Genomic DNA, 17,582 nt, shown 5'->3' on the forward strand with positions numbered 1-17,582 from the left:
CACCCACTCCGGGTATTGGTGGTGTACGACTTCAAGTTCCGCTGTGCGGGTACTTCGCCTCCGGACTGGAGCAATTACCCGGATGGACATCCTCATGCAGGCTACTCGCAGAAGCGCATGTACGAGAAGGCTCTGAACTCGCAGGCATGGCGCGTCACTCCCGATTGGGGAATCTTTCCATGAGCGAGCACTACCCAAGGATCCGCGCGTACACCAAGCATGGATACCTGCTGATGCGTGAGGGATTGAGTATCAACTTCTTCATGCGCTGCCCTCATGTGGATGTAGCGCAAGCGGTGATGGGCTCTCTGGATGCGTATCTGCGCGCGGTCGGGCCGGGATCAATTGGTCAGTACACGGATGATCAAGGCGAGCAGCGGGCACTCGATGATTCAAGCTGGGAGTTCATCCGGCACCAGCTGCTCAAGCGCGACATTGCCTTCATCAAGTTGCATGATGCGTTGAGTTGCCAGTACCGGTATCGGTTCGAGTATTGCGGCCACTCGATTGACGATCTCTGTCCGGAAGAGGGGTTGGGCGCCGGATGTGCGGTGTCCTTCTGGTTGCCCACCGAATACCTGGAGGAGCACGGCCCGGGGCGGGTACGTGAACTCGCGTTGGAATTGGCAGCTCCGCTGCCCTTCTGCTCCGGCCACGCCGGTCTCTCTTTCAATGGAGAGAACGAGCCATTGAGCATGCGCGGAGAGGAACGCAAGCTGTGCTTCCGCTATCCAGGCTTGGATGTTCCCAATCCGGGACGCCTGTCATGGAGACTGGGTACACGCGTGCGCGGGGCCTACTGGCTGACCTTTCTGGGGCAACCCGTGCTGGGCGAGCTGGGGGGAACTGCGGGGCTCCGTTCCCGCCTGTTGTCTCCGAGCACCACCGTGCAGGAGCTGGAGGGCGCGCGCGCTGTGGTCACCCTGGGCAAATGGCCAGAAGCGGGTGACACCGAGCAAGGCTTGAATCTGCCCGCCTATCGGGAACTGGCACGCGTGCTGGAGCCCTGGCTGTACCACGAAGAGCTAGGTCTCGACTTCGAGGTCGAGGAAACGCGGCGCTGGGAGCGCCGCTTCCTCGATTGATCTGACAGCCCTCGCCACCGAAGCGCTCGCGAGTCCCGGCGCTTTCTGCCAGCGTTCGGGCACGTCATGCGTACCCACCGCCTGTGCTCCCTGCTGTTCCTCGCGGTCTCGGCCGCCGCGTGCAGCCGCAACATCCCCTCGCTGGTGCCCGACCTGGGCTCTCCTCCGCCCCTGCGGCTCGAGTTCCTGCCCCCCGGAGACTCGGCGCTTACCGAGCTGGTGAAGAGCTCCGTGCGCCGGAGTGGCGCGCCGGGCGTGCAGGAAGCGGAGATGGCCACCCTCACGCGCTTCACTCCGGATCAGGGCGGTTGGCTCCTCACCCAGCGCGTGACGCGGGCGCGCTACTCGCTGGACGGAGCCCCGGTGGAGACGCTGGTGGACGACGTCCTCACGCGCTTCCCCTTGCGCGTACGGCTCGCGGGGGATGGCACCTATATCCAAGTGGTGGAGCCAGGCGCCGCGCTGACGGCGCTGAAGGAGGTGACGCCGTCGGACCTGGACGCCACGTCGCTCGAGCGCTTCTTCGCCCCGGACGTGCTGGATGCGCGCACGCGTGACGAGTGGGAGGTGCGGTACGGGAACCTCTACGGGCAGGCCCTGGAGCCAGGGCGGCACACCTATGTGGTGGGCACGGTGCCGCTGGGTGGACGCGAGGTGACGTACCTGCTGGAGCGCACCTTCACGGGGACGCTGCTCACCGAGTACGGCGAGGCGGTGGTGCTCACGCTGCGCTGCCTGGAGGAGCCCGTGGAGCGGCTGCCCCCGGAGGTGCGCCAGGCCCTGTGGTTGGTGGGGTATCCCGAACTGACGCCGGGAGTTCAGTGCGAGGGAGAACAGTTGCTCGGAAAGGGGCGCTTCCTGCCGGTGCGGCGCGGGCTCACTCTGCGGGCGATGTTGGACGGCGAGACCTGGACGTGGGCGACGCAGTCGGCACTGGAGTCACTGCAGGCGCCCGAGGAGGAGCGGTGATGAGCCACGAGCAGAACCTCATCGAGGACGAGGCGGGCATCCGCGCGGTGGTGCAGGCGAGCAAGCGCGTGGCGGTGCTGGGCATCAAGACGGAGCAGCAGGACGGGCAGCCGGCCTTCTACGTGGCGCAGTACCTCGCGCAAGCGGGCGTGGACGTGGTGCCGGTGCCCGTCTACTACCCGGACGTAACGCACATCCTCGGCAAGCCGGTGTTCCGGAGGCTGGTGGACATCCCGGGCGACCTGGACCTGGTGGACGTGTTCCGGCGGCCGCAGGACATCCACCAGCACGTGGACGACATTCTCGCCAAGAAGCCGAAGGCGGTGTGGTTCCAGTCGGGCATCCGCAACGACGCGGCGGCCCGCCGGCTGGCCGAGGCGGGCATCAAGGTCGTGCAGGACCGCTGCCTGATGGTGGACCACCGCCGCTACGGGCGCTGAAAACGTCCCTCACGCCTCCTCGAAGGGCACCGGAGGCCGTGCCATCGCGCGCTCGGTGCTCAGCTTCGCCTGATGGAGCGCATCGAAGCCGCGCTCCATCTGTGACGGGGACACCGGCGGCAGGTTGGACACCATCACGTAGACGGGGAAGCCGCGCTCCTTGAGCAGCGAGAGTTGCAGCCGGAAGTGGTCGTGCCGCAGCGCCGCCGAGCCCGCGGCGATGCCCTGCGCGTACGCCATGGGCCCTCCCAGCATCTTGCGCGTACGGCTCGGCAGGTAGTGCACGAGGATGGCGTCCAGGTCCTTGCCGAACGCGCTCTCCCGCATCGACAGGGCGGGCGCCTTGTCCACCAGCCCTCCGTCCCAGTACAGATCTCGCCCCAGGCGCACCGCGCGGAACAGGCCCGGGTAGGCGCACGTGGCGTGCACTCGCGGCGCCAGCTCGCCCGAGGTGAAGATCTCATGCGTGCCCTGCGTGAGGTTGGCCGACGTGAGCAGCAGCGGCGTCGGCAGCTCCTCGAAGCTCTGCACCGGCAGCGTCCGCTCCAGCAGCTTGCGGAAGCGCTCGCCCTTGAGCAGCCCGGTGGCGCCGTGGCCATCCCGTGGGAAGGCGTTGAGCACCGCCCCGATGGGGTCCGGATCCCAGAAGTTGTCCCGCGTCTGCTGGAGGACCAGCTCCTCGATGGCCTGCACGCTCGCTCCCGCGGCGGCATAGGCGGCCACCAGCCCGCCCGCGCTCGTCCCCGCGTACGCCGCCGGCTTCAGCCCCGTGGTCGCCAGTCCCTTGAGGAAGCCAGCGTGCCCGTAGAAGCCGAAATAGCCGGCGGAAAGGACGAGTCCGAAACGTTTGCCTTCGAGGAGCTGGTTCAGGGTGGGGGCGGGCATGGCCCGTCTCTAGACGACCGTTCTCCCCAGGGCAACGCGCCGCGTCGCCCCTCACATCTTCCCTGGCCTTCCAGGCCGCATCGACGTATGTTGATTCGACGATATGGAGGAACTCTCCCAATCCTTCCGGGCCCTCGGTGACCCGACGCGACTGCGAATCCTGCGCCTGATGGCGCGGGCGCCGCTGAACGTGTCGGAGCTGGTGTCCCTGGTGGGGGTGGCGCAGTCCTCGGTGTCGCACCACCTGGGCAAGCTCAAGGGGCTGGGCCTCATCCGCGAGGAGCGGCAGGCGGGCTTCACCTACTACTCGCTCGCGCTGGAGCCGACGGACGCGCGCTGGCCGCTCATCCGCATGGCGCGCGAGGCGCCGGACGAGGAGGGTGACCTCGCCCGGCTGGAGGACCTGCTGCGGATGCGCGCGGACCGCCAGGCCCTCAACGAGCGGCTGCTGGAGCCCGGGCAGTCCTGGTTCCTCTGGGCGGGGGCCCTGGCCTCGCTGCTGCCGGCGCTGGACGTGGCGGACTTCGGGTGCGGCACGGGCGTACTCTCGGTGTCCATCGCCCGGTGGGCCTCGCGGGTGTGGGCCATCGACCAGAGCGAGGCCGCGCTGGTGCAGGCCCGCGAGCGCGTCGCCCGCGAGGGCCTCTCCAACATCACCTTCCTGCGCGAGGACCTGCACCGGCTGTCGCTGCCGGCGGGCGAGCGTGACCTGGTCGTCATTTCCCAGAGTCTCCACCACGTGGAGTCCCCCCCGGCGGTGCTGGCCGAGGCCGCCCGCATCCTCAAGCCCGGGGGCAAGGTGGTGGTGCTGGAGCTGATGCCCCACGACGAGCGGTGGGTGCTGGATCGGCTGGGCCACCGGCACCTCGGCTTCGCGCCCGAGACGCTCGAGAGCTCCATGCGGGAGGTGGGCTTCGGCTCCCTCTCGCGCGAAACACATGCACGCGAGGGGGCGAGCCCCTTCCGCGTCTTCCTTCTCACCGGAGTCAAACAGAGATGAGCAGCCACCTTCCCGCCCCTCTTCCTCCCCCCCAGGGTGAGAACGGCCGCCGCGTGGAGGCCCTGCGGGCCGCCCTGCGCGAGCGCGTGCTGGTGCTGGACGGCGCCATGGGCACGCAGTTGCAGGACAAGAACCTCAAGGCGGCGGACTTCGGCGGGCCCGAGTACGAGGGCTGCAACGAGTACCTCGTCCTCACGCGCCCGGAGATGATCGAGAGCATCCACGCGGACTACCTCGCCTCGAACGCGGACGTGACGGAGACGAACAGCTTCGGCGGCACGCCGCTGGTGCTCGGCGAGTTCGGCCTGTCGCACAAGGCGCTCGAAATCAACATCGCCGCCGCGAAGCTGGCGCGCAACGCCGCCGCGGCCGCCGAGGCGAGGGATGGGCGGATGCGCTGGGTGGCGGGCTCCATCGGCCCCACCACCAAGGCCATCAGCGTGACGGGCGGCATCACCTTCGAGGAGCTGGTGGACAACTTCGCCGTGCAGGCGGAGGGGCTCGCGCTCGGGGGCTCGGACTACCTGCTGGTGGAGACGTGCCAGGACACGCGCAACGTGAAGGCGGCGCTGCTCGGGTGCGAGCGGGCCTTCCGCAAGCTGGGCTTCAAGCTGCCGGTGGCGGTGTCCGGCACCATCGAGCCCATGGGCACCATGCTCGCGGGCCAGTCGGTGGAGGCACTGGCGGCCTCGCTGGAGCACGTGGAGCTGCTCTACCTGGGCCTCAACTGCGCCACGGGCCCCGAGTTCATGACGGACCACATCCGCTCGCTGGCCGCCATGAGCCCCTTCGCGGTGTCGTGCGTGCCCAACGCGGGCCTGCCGGACGAGAACGGGCACTACCTGGAGTCGCCCGAGATGCTGGCGCGCTCGCTGCGCCGCTTCTGTGAGCAGGGTTGGCTCAACGTGGTGGGCGGTTGTTGTGGCACGCACACGGGCCACGTGCGCGCCATCGCCGAGGCGGTGAAGGGCCTCGCGCCGCGCCGCCAGGTGCCGCCGCCGCGCTCCACGCTGTCCGGGGTGGACTTCCTGGAGGTGCGCGAGGAGGAGCGCCCCGTCATCGTCGGCGAGCGCACCAACGTCATTGGCAGCAAGAAGTTCAAGGAGCTCATCGTCGCGGGGCAGCTCGAGGATGCGTCGGAGATCGCTCGCGCCCAGGTGAAGCGCGGCGCGCAGGTCATCGACATCTGCCTCGCCAACCCGGACCGGGACGAGCTGGAGGACATGCGCAACTTCCTGGAGGTGGTCGTCAAGAAGGTGCGCGTGCCCTTGATGATCGACTCCACGGACGAGCGCGTCCTGGAGATGGCGCTCACGTACTCGCAGGGCAAGGCCATCATCAACTCTGTGAACTTGGAGGACGGCGAGGAGCGCTTCGAGAAGGTGGTGCCGCTGGCGCGCGCGTTCGGCGCGGCGCTGGTGGTGGGCTGCATCGACGAGACGGGCATGGCCGTCACCCGCCAGCGCAAGCTGGAGGTGGCCCAGCGCTCCTTCGAGCTGCTCACCGGCAAGTACGGGATGAAGGCGGAGGATCTCTACTTCGACCCGCTCGTCTTCCCGTGCGCCTCGGGCGACGCGCAGTACACGGGCAGCGCGGTGGAGACCATCGAGGGCGTGCGCCTCATCAAGCAGCGCTTCCCTCAGTGCAAGACGGTGCTGGGCATCTCCAACGTGTCCTTCGGCCTGCCCACGGCGGGCCGCGAGGTGCTCAACTCGGTGTTCCTCTACCACTGCGTGCAGGCGGGCCTGGACATGGCGCTCGTCAACTCGGAGAAGCTGGAGCGCTACCCGTCGCTGCCCGCCGAGGAGCGCACGCTGTCCGAGGATCTGCTCTACAACCGGGGAGCGGATCCCGTGACGCCCTTCGCCGCGCACTTCCGTGAGCGCAAGCCGAAGAAGGCGGACGTGAGCACGCTGCCGCTGGAGGAGCGGCTGCAGCGCTACATCATCGAGGGCAGCCGCGACGGCCTCCACGCGGACCTGGACCTGGCGATGGAGAAGTACGCGCCGCTGGAGATCATCAACGGCCCGCTGATGAAGGGCATGGACGAGGTGGGCCGGCTCTTCGGGGCCAACGAGCTGATCGTCGCCGAGGTGCTCCAGAGCGCCGAGTCGATGAAGGCGGCGGTGAGCTACCTGGAGCCGAGGATGAGCAAGGCCCAGGCGGCCGCGCGCGGCAAGGTGGTGCTCGCCACGGTGAAGGGCGACGTGCACGACATCGGGAAGAACCTGGTGGAGATCATCCTCGCCAACAATGGCTTCCACGTGGTGAACCTGGGCATCAAGGTGCCGCCCGAGCAGCTCGTGCAGGCGGTGCGCGAGCACGAGCCGGACATCCTCGGCCTGAGTGGCCTGCTGGTGAAGAGCGCGCACCAGATGGTGGCCACGGCGGAGGACCTCAAGCGCCAGGGCGTGGCCGTGCCCATCCTGGTGGGTGGCGCCGCGCTGAGCCGCAACTTCGTGGACCGCAACATCGCCCCGGCCTACGGGGGCGGCACGGTGGCCTACGCGCAGGACGCGATGAGCGGCCTGGAGCTGGCCAAGCAGATCGTCGACCCGGCGGGGCACGAGAAGCTCAAGGGCGAGCTGGCCGATCGCCGCACGAAGCTGTCGCAGCAGGACAAGGACCGGCCCAAGCCGAGCGCCCCGGTGGCGGCGGTGCGCAGCCAGGAGGTCTCCATCCTGGAGCAGGTGCCTCCGGCGCCGGACTACGTGCGGCACGTGCTGACGAACACGCCGCTGGACACCATCTGGCGCTTCATCAACCCGGTGATGCTGTACGGGCGGCACCTGGGCCTGCGCACGGCCTCGCGCGCGCTGGGCACTCCGGCCGAGGCGGAGCTGGCGAAGACGGAGGAGGGGCGCAAGGCGCTCGCGCTCAAGGAGCACGTGGAGTCCATCAAGGGCTCACTGCGCGGCGGGCGCATGCAGGCCAAGGCCGTGTTCCAGTTCTTCAAGGCGGGCAGCGACGGCAACCGCCTCCACCTCTTCGACGGCGAGACGGGCCGGCCGGGCGTGGTGTTCGAGCTGCCGCGTCAGGACAAGCCGGGCGGGCTGTGCCTCGCGGACTTCGTGAAGCCGCTGGAGAAGGGCGAGCCGCGCGACAACGTGGCCATGTTCGTGGTGACGGCGGGGCAGGGCATCCGCGAGCTGAGCGAGGAGTACAAGGCGAAGGGCGAGTTCCTGAAGATGCACGCGGTGCAGGCGCTCGCGCTGGAGACGGCCGAGGCGTACGCGGAGATGCTGCACACGCAACTGCGCAGCATGTGGGGCTTCCCGGACAAGCCGGACATGACGATGCTGGAGCGCTTCCGGGCGGAGTACCAGGGCAAGCGCTACTCGTTCGGCTACCCGGCCTGCCCGCGTCTGGAGGACCAGACGCTGCTGTTCCAGGCGCTGCGGCCGGAGGACATCGGCGTGCAGCTCACCGACGGGTGCATGATGGAGCCGGAGGCCAGCGTGTCGGCGCTCGTCTTCCACCACCCGCAGGCGCACTACTTCGCGGTGACGTAGCCGCCCCGCGCCTCCTCATCCGCACTGCAGTCCCAGCCACGCCTTGTCGAACCGGCGGGCGCGCAGGTCCTGGTCGCGGATGAGGAGGTAGAGGTTGCCGTTGTCGCCCCACATGAAGCCCGTCTGGTCGTCCGAGCCGATCTGCCACAGCAGGCTCCAGTCGGAGACACCGGGCTCCAGCTTCCGGGCCTGGGGAGAGTTGTAGCCCCGCCCGTCACCGCAGTTGAGCCCGTGCGTGACGAGCTGGGCCTCCAGGCGCGCGTCGTTCTGCACCCACCAGGGATGGCCGCCCACCTGGTGCGCGTGCTCGCCTCCCGTGAGCCGCTCGTGCAGCACCACGTAGTCCTCCGCCTGCGCCTGGCCCCAGTCGTCGGCGGGCACGGGCGCGCGGCCGTCCGAGAAGCCCGGCAGCGACAGGCCGAGCCGGGGCATCAGCTTCAAGGGCAGGTCGAAGGCGAGGCCCGCGTCCTCCAACTCCTTCGGAGGCGCGAGTGGCACCGCATCCTCACTGCGCGGCGTCCAGACGAGCTTCCAGAAGGCGCTGTCCTTGGGGTCATAGCCCCAGCGCTGCTCCTGCACGTCGTAGAAGAGGGCGAGGACGCCGTCGCGCGGCAGGTTCGACAGGGCCTCGCCCCGGCACGCGGCCAGCTCGGCGAAATCGAGCTGCCCCACGAAGGCGAGGAAGCCGCTGGGAGAGCGGGGCCACTCCGTGCCCGGCGGTACGAGCGGGTGCCCTCCATAGCGGCAACCCGGAATGGCGGGGTCTTCCTCGTCACGGGCAGTGAAGAGGATGCCAGGCGCGACGACGGACTCGATGCGCTCGCGCCAGGGGGAGAGGGAGGAGGGCAGGGGAGGAAGTTGAAGCATGAGTGCGCGCCAAGCTACCCGACTTCCGATAGAGTCCTCACGCGCATCATGCAGGGTTCCTTCTCCGGTCGTGCCACGCAGGGCAGCTTCTTCGAGGGGTTGTTCATCCGCTCACTCCAGGCGAGCGGGGACTTCGCGGATGCGCTGCGCAATTGCGGCTTCGACCCGAGCCAGCCCCGCACCATCTACCCCATCGAGATCTGGAACGCGGCGCTCGAGGTGGCCTGGCACCACCGCTACCCCGGGTTGGATCGCGAGTCCGCCTACCGCGAGATGGGCCGTCAGCTCGCCCTGGGCTTCCTGCAGACGTGGATGGGCAAGGTGGTGGACATGAGCCTGCCGATGCTGGGCCCGGATCGCCTCGTCACGCGCATCCCCAGCCTCATCGCGCTCGACACCTTCCGCTACGACGTGAAGGTGGCGCCGCTCGGCTGGCGCCACTACCGCGTCTCCTTCCGGGGAGATCCGGACGCCAAGCCCGACCTCATGGCCGGTCTCTTCGAGGCGGGCCTGGGCAGGGCCAACTGCAAGGCCACCGCCGAGGTGACGATGCGCGGCGGGCGGGACTTCGACATCGACCTGCGGTGGTGATCGGCAGGCCCTCCCGGGACGTGGTAGGGAAGGGACCATGCTCAAGCGCACGATCGACCTGGGTGGACCCGTTCATTACGTGGACTTCGGCGGCTCCGGGCCAACCATGGTGCTCGTGCACGGGCTGGGGGGCTCGCACCTCAACTGGATGTGGGTGGGGGAGAAGCTGGCCCGGCGCGCGCGGGTGCTGGCCCTGGACCTGACGGGCTTTGGACTGACGCCGCTCGAGGGGCGCTCGGCGAGCGTCCACGCCAACCAGGCGCTGCTGGACCGCTTCCTCCAGGCGGTGTCGCCCACCGAGCCCGTCATCCTGATGGGCAACTCCATGGGTGGGGCCATCTCGGTGATGCAGACGGCGCGTCAGCCGCAGCGGGTGTCCGGGCTGGTGCTGGTGAACCCGGCGCAGCCGCGGGCCGATGACACCCGGCTGGAGCGGGCCGTCCTCATGCAGTTCGCCCTCTACACGATTCCGGGCGTGGGCGAGTTCTTCGTGAAGCGGCGCGCGGCCCGCTTCGGGCCCGAGAAGCTGGCGCGGGGCATGCTCCAGCTCTGCTGCCGGGACTTGAGCCGCTTCCCCGAGGAGCTGGTGCGGGCGCACGTGGAGTTCGCCCGCGAGCGGCACGAGCGGATGCCCTGGGGCAACGAGGCCTTCATCGAGGCGGCGCGCTCGCTGGTGCTGCTGCTGCTGCGCAAGAAGCAGTTCCGCGCGATGGAGCTGGGGATTCGGGTGCCCACGCTGCTCGTCCAGGGCTCCGAGGACCGGCTGGTGCCGGTGGCCAACTCCCGCGAGCTGGCCCGGGTGCGTCCGGACTGGACGTACGTGGAGTACGCCGGTGTCGGTCACACACCGATGATGGAGATTCCGGACGAATTCGTCGCCACGGTAGAACGCTGGCTCGACGGAGCGGGACGCACTGCGTCGGAGCAGGTGGCTCGGGCATCCTGAAGCCTCCTGTCGAGGGGCGGGTTAGACTGGAGGCATGAGCGCGTCCAACATCCGCCGGGCCGTCCAGCTCCTGCCCACCTGCGCCACCACGGGCATCGGGAGCCTTCCGCACACCCAGCTCGAGATGGGCCTCCAGGCCGCGCTCGCGTTGGATATTCCCTTCCTGCCACAGCTCCCGGTGGGGCGTCCCTCGGAGTTCATGATTCCGCAGGCGCTCGACGGGTTGCCGGGCCTGCGCTTCGACGAAGAGGGCATGTGCACGGTAGACATGGAGGCGTGGGAGGCGGGGCGGGCGGACTTCCAGGCGCGGCTGGAGAAGGCGCTGTCCTCGGGAGCGCTGGAGGCCTTCGAGCCCTCGTTGGAGGGCTGCCGGGCGTGGCGGCCATTCCTCTGGGAAGTGGAGAACCGCAAGCTGGCCTTCGCCAAGGCGCAGCTCGCGGGGCCCTTCACGGTGCGCTCGGTGGCTCGCACGACGGATGGGCGCGCGACGCTGGACGTGCCGGGGCTGGACGAGTCCATCTTCCGGCTGGTGCTGGCGCGGACGCTGGCGATGGTGAAGGCGCTGCGCCGGGCGGGGACGACGCCCCTCTTCTTCCTGGACGAGCCGGGCCTGTTCGCCTTCGAGCGTGCCAACCCGAGGCACCTGCTGGCCATGCAGGAGCTGCGGCTGCTGGTGGTGGCGCTGCAGCGCGAGGGCGCGCTGGTGGGCGTGCACTGCTGCGGCAACACGAACTGGACGAGCCTGCTGGACGCGGGGCTGGACGTGCTGTCGCTGGACGTGCGGCTGTCGCTGGACGCGGTGCTGGAGGAGTCGGGGGCGTTCGCGCGCTTCCTGGACTCGGGGGCGACGCTGAGCCTGGGCATCATCCCCACGGACCTGGCCTCCTCGTATGACGTGGGGGAGTTGGTGGACGCGGTGGAGGTGTCACTGAAGGCGGCGCTGCCCCCGGGGCACTCCTTCCCGCGCGTGGGCTCCCAGGTGCTGCTGACGCCGGCGTGTGGCCTGGCCATGCGCTCGGTGGTGGATGCCGAGCGCGTCCTCGAGCAGCTCAAGGTGGCGCAGCGCGGTCTGCGCACGGCGCTGGTGGCCGAGCTGCCCACGCTGCGTCCTCCGTACGCGAGCTGACGCTTCGGGGCTCACGCTCAATCAATATTTGTCAGTCCGTACAACACCGGCCCCCGCGCGAGGGACTGTCTGGGGGGCCGACGCGTAGGGTGCGTGGCCTCGTGGTCTTGTTCCGGGGGGGTCCATGCGTCTCGCGTTTGCCCTGCTGTTCCTCGCGTTGGCCTCGTGTGCCACGCTTCCGCCTCGTGGCCGGCTCGCCATGCGCGACGTGCAATTCCCCGTGAGGGATCTGCGCTACGCCTCGGGCCTGCGCGTCCTCGTGGAGCAGGACAGCCGGCGGCCGGTGGTCGCGGTCGTGTCCCTGGTGGGCAGTGGCGGCGCGAGTGACCCCAAGGGCAAGGAGGGCCTGGCGCACCTGGTGGAGCACCTCTCCTTCCGCGCTCGCTCCGCCGAGCGTCCCAGCCGCTGGGGCCAGCTCGAGGCGGCCGGCGCGGGACGGCTCAACGCCTACACCGCGTTCGACGCCACCGTGTACCACGAGATGGCGCCGCGCGAGTCGCTCGCCGAGCTGCTGCGCATCGAAGGGGAACGCCTCGCGCTCCCGCTCCAGGGCGTGACGCCGGAGATCTTCGATGTCGAGCGCGAGGTGGTGCGCAACGAGCTGCGCCAGCGCAACGAGACGGGCTACGTGGGCCAGGTCCTCTCCTTCGTCCAGCAGGCCTCCTTCCCCGAGGATCACCCCTATGCCCGTTCCATCATCGGCGGACATGAGAGCCTCTCGGCCCTCACCCTGGCCGATGCGCAGTCCTTCGTGCGCAAGCACTACCGGGCCGAGAACACCACCCTGGTCATCGTCGGCGACGTGGACCTGACCACGGTGGACCAGCTCATCGCGCAACACGTCCCGGCCCGGCTGTTGGGCAGCGGGCTCATGCAGCTCGCCCTGGACAAGCGCCTGCCGGACGCGGCTCCGCCCGTGCCCCTCAACCCTCGCGCGGAGCTCATCGAGCGCGAGGCCGCCGTGACCACGCCCGAGCTCTACCTGAGCTGGACGCTGCCGCGTGGCTATGACGATGACAGCTTCCTGCAGGACTTCGTCCAAGGCACCCTGCCGGGCGAGCTCTCCCGGGCTGTCTGGGAGGATGGGGACATCGCGGACCTCTCCACCGCGCTCATTCCTGGCAGGCACGCCTCGTTGCTCGTGGTGCGGGTGATGCTGCGCAGCGGCGAGCACCCGAAGCAGTCGGCCGAGACGGTGCTCAATCAGCTCTTCCACCTCTGGGATGGACAGACCCAGGCGGCCAACATCCTGGCCGCCCAGGCCGACCTGCACCACCAGCGCTTGTCGGTCCTCACGGGCATGGCGCTCGAGGCGGATGATCTGATGCAACGGGCACTGCGCCGTGCGGAACTGACGCACTTCACGCTCGACCCGCGCGCTTATACGCGCTCGCGGGCGGCGGTGGCCCAGGTGGACAGCACCCGCGTCACCCGCTTCACCTACGAATACCTGCAGCGTGAGCGTGCGCGCATGGTGATGGTGAGGCCCACCACGGGCGGCGCCGCGGAGGCCACCGCCGGGCGGGCGGCCCCGCTGTCGGTCGAGGAGGACGTGCCGACCCAGGGTCCGCTCACGCCGCCCCCGTCGGTGGCGAGCTTCCGGACGATCCGGCTGGAGAACGGGCTGGAGGTGGTGCTCGGGTCGGCGCCCGGCATGCCGTTGGCGACGGTCGCGGTGTGGCTGCATGGTGGCTCCGCGATCGGTGAGCCGTTCGGCGTGGGGGAACTCGCCGGCCCCCTCGTCTTCCCCAACTCCACGTTCCAGGGAAGCGCGTACGACTTCGGGCTGCACCGGAGCAGCTACGTCTCCACCGACCATGCCCTTTTCAAGTTCTCGGGCGCCGCGGGCAACCTGCCCAACATGCTCGCCATGACGGCCGAGCAACTCTCCTCCCTGGAGACGAGCGACGCGTACGTGCAGTACTTCCGGGAGCAGGCCATCCCCTACATCGAGAAGGCCGAGGCCCGGCCCGATTACCTGGCCGCTCGTGCCTTTCGCGCGGCCCTCTATCCGCGACACCCGTATGGTCGCGTGCCGCTCGCCGCGGACCTCCAGGCGGTGGGAGAGCGGGAGATCGAGGCGTGGGTGGCGCGCACCTACCGCCCGACCAACGCGGTGGTGGCCATCGTGGGCGAGTTGAACCTCGACGAGGCCGAGAAGCAGGCACGCACCTGGTTGTCCGAGTGGAGTGGCTCGGGTGACGCGGTGAGCCCGCCGCCGCCGCTCGAGGCGGGCCCAGCGCGTCCGGTCCAGCTCCTCAGGACCGCTCGTCCTGGAGCAACCCAGACGCTGGTGTCCTGGGGCTGCCCGTTGCAGGGGGCGGACGCGGTCGCCGAGGCGCGCTATGCCTTGATGGCGGAGCTCGCGGGCACGCGCCTCTACCGGCAGGTGCGCTCCTCGCTGGGCGCCAGCTACGGCTTCTCCGGGTGGAGCGAGGTGTACGAGGGCGGCGCCGCCCACCTGGAAGTGCATGGCGCCGTGGAGAACGCCCAGCTTCCGCGGACGCTCGCCGCCGTGCGGCAAACGCTGGGAGAGCTGTCGGAAGGGCATTGGCAGCCAGTGGAGCTCGAGGCCGCGCGCCGGAGGGTGCAGCAGCGGCACTCGCTGTCACTCGGGACTTCGGCGGAGCTGGCCCAGGCCGTGCTCTCCGCACGCGGACGGGGGCAGCCCCTGGCCTCGGTCGAGGACTTCCCGAAGCACCTCGCCGCCGTGACTCCGGCGGAGCTCCAACGGGACTTCACGCGGTGTTCTGGCAACCTGGTGATGTCCCTCGTGGGAGACGAGGCCGTGACGCGCGGCGCGGCGGAGGCGTGGACGGGCAACGCACCCGGCTCGGAGTGAGTCTCGGGCGCTGCGCGATGTGGGTCGGGTGTTATGTTCACCCGCGATGGGCGAATCGGAAGCAACCAGACCTGGCCGGCAAGTCCTGTGCGTGGATGACGACGAGGTCAGCCGCTATCTCCTCGAGCGAGCGCTCGAAGTCGCGGGGTTTGTCGTCACCTCCGCGGCGGGTGTCCAAGAAGGGTTGGAGTTGCTGAGGCGTCAGCGCTTCAGCCTCGTCATCAGCGACTACCGGATGCCGGACGGGACTGGAACGTGGATGCTGAGGCAGGCCACCGCCGCCGGCCTGCTGGAAGACACCGAGGTCCTGATCTTCACGGGCAGCACGCACCTCGAAGGCGCCGCGGGCCTGAAGATCGTCTCCAAGGAGCAGGGGATGGACAACCTCGTGGCCCAGGTGGTGAAGCTCCTGGGGGCTCCGCTCCCGCGCGTCCAGGAATCCTCGGGGGATCGGCCCGCCGCTCGCCCGGAGGGCGCGAGGGTGCGTACCGCGCTGGTGCTCTACACGGCGGGGCGTTCCCCCGCCTCGATGCGAGCCCTCCGGCAGATGAAGACACTGCTCGCCGGGTATGAGCCCTCCCAGGTGGACTTCAAGGTCGTCGATCTGGCGGAGGGCAGGCCCGCCTCGGCGGAAGAGGATCGCATCCTGCTAACACCGACGCTGGTCCAGCGCAGCCCGCTGCCGCGAACCTGGGTGGTGGGCGACCTGGAGGACACGACACTCGTTTCGGACTTGCTGGACCATTCCGGTGTACAGCGGAGGCAATGAGCGCCATCAAGAAGCTACCCACGGGAGTCCCGGGGCTGGACATCCTCACGTACGGAGGCATCCCCCAGGGGCGCACGACGCTCATCACCGGCAAGAGCGGCGCGGGCAAGAGCATCCTGTCGCTGCAGATCGCCTGCAACCTGGCTCGCCTGGGCATCAAGACGATCGTCCTCTCCATCGAGGAGACGGCCGAGGATCTCGTCGCGACCGCCGACACCCTCGGCTTCGACCTCGCCGGGCGGGTGAAGGACGGCACGGTCGTTCTCAACGACCTCACGCGGCCCCTGGACGGGCCCACGCACGTGAGCGGGAGCTTCGATGTGGAGGGGCTCGTCCACCTCGTCACCGATGTCGTGAAGAAGAGTGGGGCCACGGCGGTGGTGTTGGACTCGGTGACGGCGCTCTTCAGCCCGCGCCCTTCCGAAGGGCACATGCGCAGCCACTTCTTCCGGCTCGTCTCCACGTTCCGGCAGCTCGGGCTCACCGCCATCATGACCGCCGAGGCTCCCGCGGACTACGGGCAGCTCACCACCCTGGGCGTGGAGGACTTCGTCTGCGACACGGTGCTCGTGCTGCGCAACCTCGTGGATGGGGAGCGCCGCCGCAGGTCCATCGAGGTGCACAAGTACCGGCGCAGCCCGCACTACAAGGGCGAGTACCCCTGCACCATGACGTTGCAGGGACTCACCGTCTTCCCGCTGGATGCCCGGCAGGGCGATGAGCTGAGCGAGGACGCGCGCTACCCGAGCGGCGTGCAGGGGCTGGATGCGATGACCCACGGCGGGTGGCTGCGCGACTCCATCGTGCTGGTGCGCGGCCCCTCGGGCAGTGGCAAGACGACGCTGGCCGGCATGTATGCCCGGGCCGGTGCGATGCGCGACGAGCGCGTCATCTACTACGGCTTCGAGGAGACCAAGCCCATCCTGCTGCGCAACTTCGCCAAGGTGGGCCTGCCCCTGAAGGAGCTCGAGGCGGCGGGGAACCTCCGGGTGGAGTGCCGCTATCCGGAGGCGACCAGCCCGGAGGATCTGCTGGTGCAGCTGCGCTCGGGACTGGCTTCCTTCAAGCCCTCGCTCATCGTCGTCGACAGCATCTCCTCCATCGAGCACTCCACCTCGGAGCGGGGCTTCCGTCAGTTCATGGTGGGGCTCTCGTCCCTCATCCGCGAGCACAGCCGCAGCGCCCTGCTCATCCAGACCATCGGGACCTTCGTCGAGAACGACGTCGCGCCGGCCTACCTGTCCACGATTCCGGACGCGATCCTCCTGATGAATTACGCGCGCAAGAGCCAGGGCCTGGAGCGGACGATGGCGGTGCTCAAGATGCGGGGCTCCCAGCACGCCTCCGACGAGCACCGGATGACCATCGTCTCCGGCGGTCTGGCGGTCGAGCCCCTCGGCAAGCAGTTCGCGTAGAGCCCCCACCCTCTCCAGGGAGAGAGCGGGGGGGGCGTGTCTACCGCCGGCTTCGGCTCAGCGCCCGAGCTTCAGCTCGCGCTCGGCCTGGTGCCAGTCGTCCTCGTGGTGGCCGTGGTTGGCGCCGCGCGCGAGGAAGAGCTCATAGGCGCGCCGGGCGATCTGCTCGTGGGTGGGGTGGCTGCGGTTGGCGGTCGCGGTATTGCGCGCCGAGGACTCGGGCACCTGCTGGGGAGGCGTGTGGGACGTCTTGTTGGAGTGGGTGCGTGCCATCAGGGGACTCCTCCGATTGAAGACTGCGGCCCGCAGCATCGGCGCCCCCTGGGCCCAGGGAAATTGGACCCGAGTCCATGCGTTCTCGGCGCGACACGTCGAATCGGACTTCGTCCACTGCTGGACAGCGGTGCTCACGCCTGGAGCGCGCCCGCGGCGACGGCGGCCTCGAGGGCCTTGTGCATGGCGGTGCTCATGCCGAGCGCGGAGGCCTCGTCGGGGGTGCACCAGCGCAGCTCGCGGAAGGCGGGGGCCTGGGTGGGGCGTTGGCGGCCCTCCACCCGGAGGAGGCGGAGCGAGAGCGCGCGGTGGGTGAGCTGCCGGCGCACGGTGCCGAGCTGGCCTCGCGCGGAGAGCTCCGTGCCCAGCGCCGTGGCCAGCCGGGTGGTGGACTCCGCGTCGGGGGTGTCGTCCTCCACCTCGGCGGCGGGCAGCTCCCACAGGCCGCCGAAGAGTCCCTTCTCCACGCGGCGCGCGAGCAACAGCCGGCCCTCGTGGGCCCAGACGGCCACCGCGAGCGTCATCCGCTTGGGGGCGGCGCGCACCTTGGCGGGGGGCAGCTCGTCGACGCGGCCGTGGCGGTAGGCGAGGCACCCCTCGCGTACGGGGCACAGCAGGCACAGGGGGCTCTCCGGGCGGCACACGGTGGCGCCGTGCTCCATGAGGGCCTGGTTGAAGTCGCCGGGGCGCTCGCCGAGGACGAGCTCGGTGGCGAGTGCCCACAGCCGGGCCTCGCGCACGCGGTCTCCCGGGGCGCCCTCCACCTCGAAGAGGCGCGAGAGGACGCGGGCCACGTTGCCGTCCACCAGGGGCGCGGGCTCGCCGAAGGCGATGGAGGCCACGGCGCCCGAGGTGTAGCGGC

At 69.6% G+C, this 17,582-nt stretch carries 15 protein-coding genes and 1 pseudogene; 12 read left to right on the forward strand and 4 right to left on the reverse strand.

The window, feature by feature from the left end; all coding sequences use genetic code 11:
- From VF697_RS05495 to VF697_RS05510, 4 genes and pseudogenes are all read left to right on the forward strand, one after another.
- Nucleotides 1–183: pseudogene (locus VF697_RS05495) on the forward strand (hypothetical protein); the annotation flags it as partial.
- Complete coding sequence (locus tag VF697_RS05500; RefSeq protein ID WP_331092430.1) at nucleotides 180–1,085, forward strand: DUF3396 domain-containing protein; 906 nt, start codon at nucleotides 180–182, stop codon at nucleotides 1,083–1,085. The pseudogene VF697_RS05495 and the gene VF697_RS05500, both read left to right, overlap by 4 nt.
- A gap of 66 nt (nucleotides 1,086–1,151) precedes the next feature.
- Nucleotides 1,152–2,054: a hypothetical protein gene (locus VF697_RS05505; RefSeq protein ID WP_331092431.1), complete on the forward strand. Its 903-nt coding sequence runs from the start codon at nucleotides 1,152–1,154 to the stop codon at nucleotides 2,052–2,054.
- Nucleotides 2,054–2,494, forward strand: a complete 441-nt coding sequence (locus VF697_RS05510) for a CoA-binding protein (protein ID WP_331092432.1) — start codon at nucleotides 2,054–2,056, stop codon at nucleotides 2,492–2,494. The genes VF697_RS05505 and VF697_RS05510 overlap by 1 nt, the downstream gene beginning before the upstream one ends.
- Nucleotides 2,495–2,503: 9 nt before the next feature.
- On the opposite strand, the gene VF697_RS05515 is transcribed toward VF697_RS05510, so the two are convergent.
- Nucleotides 2,504–3,379: a patatin-like phospholipase family protein gene (locus VF697_RS05515; protein WP_331092433.1), complete on the reverse strand. Its 876-nt coding sequence runs from the start codon at nucleotides 3,377–3,379 to the stop codon at nucleotides 2,504–2,506.
- 103 nt (nucleotides 3,380–3,482) lie between these two features.
- On the opposite strand from VF697_RS05515, the gene VF697_RS05520 reads away from it, so the two are divergent.
- A complete protein-coding gene (locus VF697_RS05520) occupies nucleotides 3,483–4,379 on the forward strand; it encodes a metalloregulator ArsR/SmtB family transcription factor (protein ID WP_331092434.1) in 897 nt (298 codons plus the stop codon).
- On the forward strand, nucleotides 4,376–7,891 hold the full coding sequence (metH, locus tag VF697_RS05525; RefSeq protein ID WP_331092435.1) for a methionine synthase: 3,516 nt from the start codon (nucleotides 4,376–4,378) through the stop codon (nucleotides 7,889–7,891). Before VF697_RS05520 ends, metH begins: the two co-directional genes overlap by 4 nt.
- A gap of 15 nt (nucleotides 7,892–7,906) precedes the next feature.
- Here the strand turns inward: metH and VF697_RS05530 are convergent, their stop codons facing one another.
- Entirely contained in the window at nucleotides 7,907–8,758 is an 852-nt protein-coding gene (locus tag VF697_RS05530; protein WP_331092436.1) for a YwqG family protein, read from the reverse strand.
- Nucleotides 8,759–8,806: 48 nt separating this feature from the next.
- Here VF697_RS05530 and VF697_RS05535 point away from each other — a divergent pair, with 48 nt between their 5' ends.
- From VF697_RS05535 to kaiC, 6 genes are all read left to right on the forward strand, one after another.
- Nucleotides 8,807–9,349 (forward strand): DUF2378 family protein, encoded by a 543-nt coding sequence (locus VF697_RS05535; RefSeq protein WP_331092437.1) that lies wholly within the window; start codon nucleotides 8,807–8,809, stop codon nucleotides 9,347–9,349.
- A 37-nt stretch (nucleotides 9,350–9,386) separates the two neighbouring features.
- Nucleotides 9,387–10,295 (forward strand): alpha/beta hydrolase, encoded by a 909-nt coding sequence (locus tag VF697_RS05540; RefSeq protein WP_331092438.1) that lies wholly within the window; start codon nucleotides 9,387–9,389, stop codon nucleotides 10,293–10,295.
- Nucleotides 10,296–10,329: 34 nt separating this feature from the next.
- Nucleotides 10,330–11,421 (forward strand): hypothetical protein, encoded by a 1,092-nt coding sequence (locus tag VF697_RS05545; protein WP_331092439.1) that lies wholly within the window; start codon nucleotides 10,330–10,332, stop codon nucleotides 11,419–11,421.
- A 124-nt stretch (nucleotides 11,422–11,545) separates the two neighbouring features.
- Entirely contained in the window at nucleotides 11,546–14,263 is a 2,718-nt protein-coding gene (locus VF697_RS05550; RefSeq protein ID WP_331092440.1) for a M16 family metallopeptidase, read from the forward strand.
- 91 nt (nucleotides 14,264–14,354) lie between these two features.
- A complete protein-coding gene (locus tag VF697_RS05555) occupies nucleotides 14,355–15,032 on the forward strand; it encodes a circadian clock KaiB family protein (protein WP_331092441.1) in 678 nt (225 codons plus the stop codon).
- Nucleotides 15,029–16,447 carry a circadian clock protein KaiC gene (kaiC, locus tag VF697_RS05560; protein WP_331092442.1) on the forward strand — a complete coding sequence of 473 codons (1,419 nt, stop codon included), beginning with the start codon at nucleotides 15,029–15,031 and terminating at the stop codon, nucleotides 16,445–16,447. Before VF697_RS05555 ends, kaiC begins: the two co-directional genes overlap by 4 nt.
- Nucleotides 16,448–16,504: 57 nt before the next feature.
- Here the strand turns inward: kaiC and VF697_RS05565 are convergent, their stop codons facing one another.
- Complete coding sequence (locus tag VF697_RS05565; RefSeq protein ID WP_331092443.1) at nucleotides 16,505–16,720, reverse strand: DUF2934 domain-containing protein; 216 nt, start codon at nucleotides 16,718–16,720, stop codon at nucleotides 16,505–16,507.
- Between the two features lie 134 nt (nucleotides 16,721–16,854).
- Nucleotides 16,855–17,582, reverse strand: a 728-nt coding sequence (locus VF697_RS05570; protein ID WP_331092444.1) for an NUDIX domain-containing protein, incomplete at its 5' end; no start/stop codon positions are given.

The organism is Archangium sp. (assembly GCF_036388035.1).
GTDB lineage: Bacteria > Myxococcota > Myxococcia > Myxococcales > Myxococcaceae > Archangium.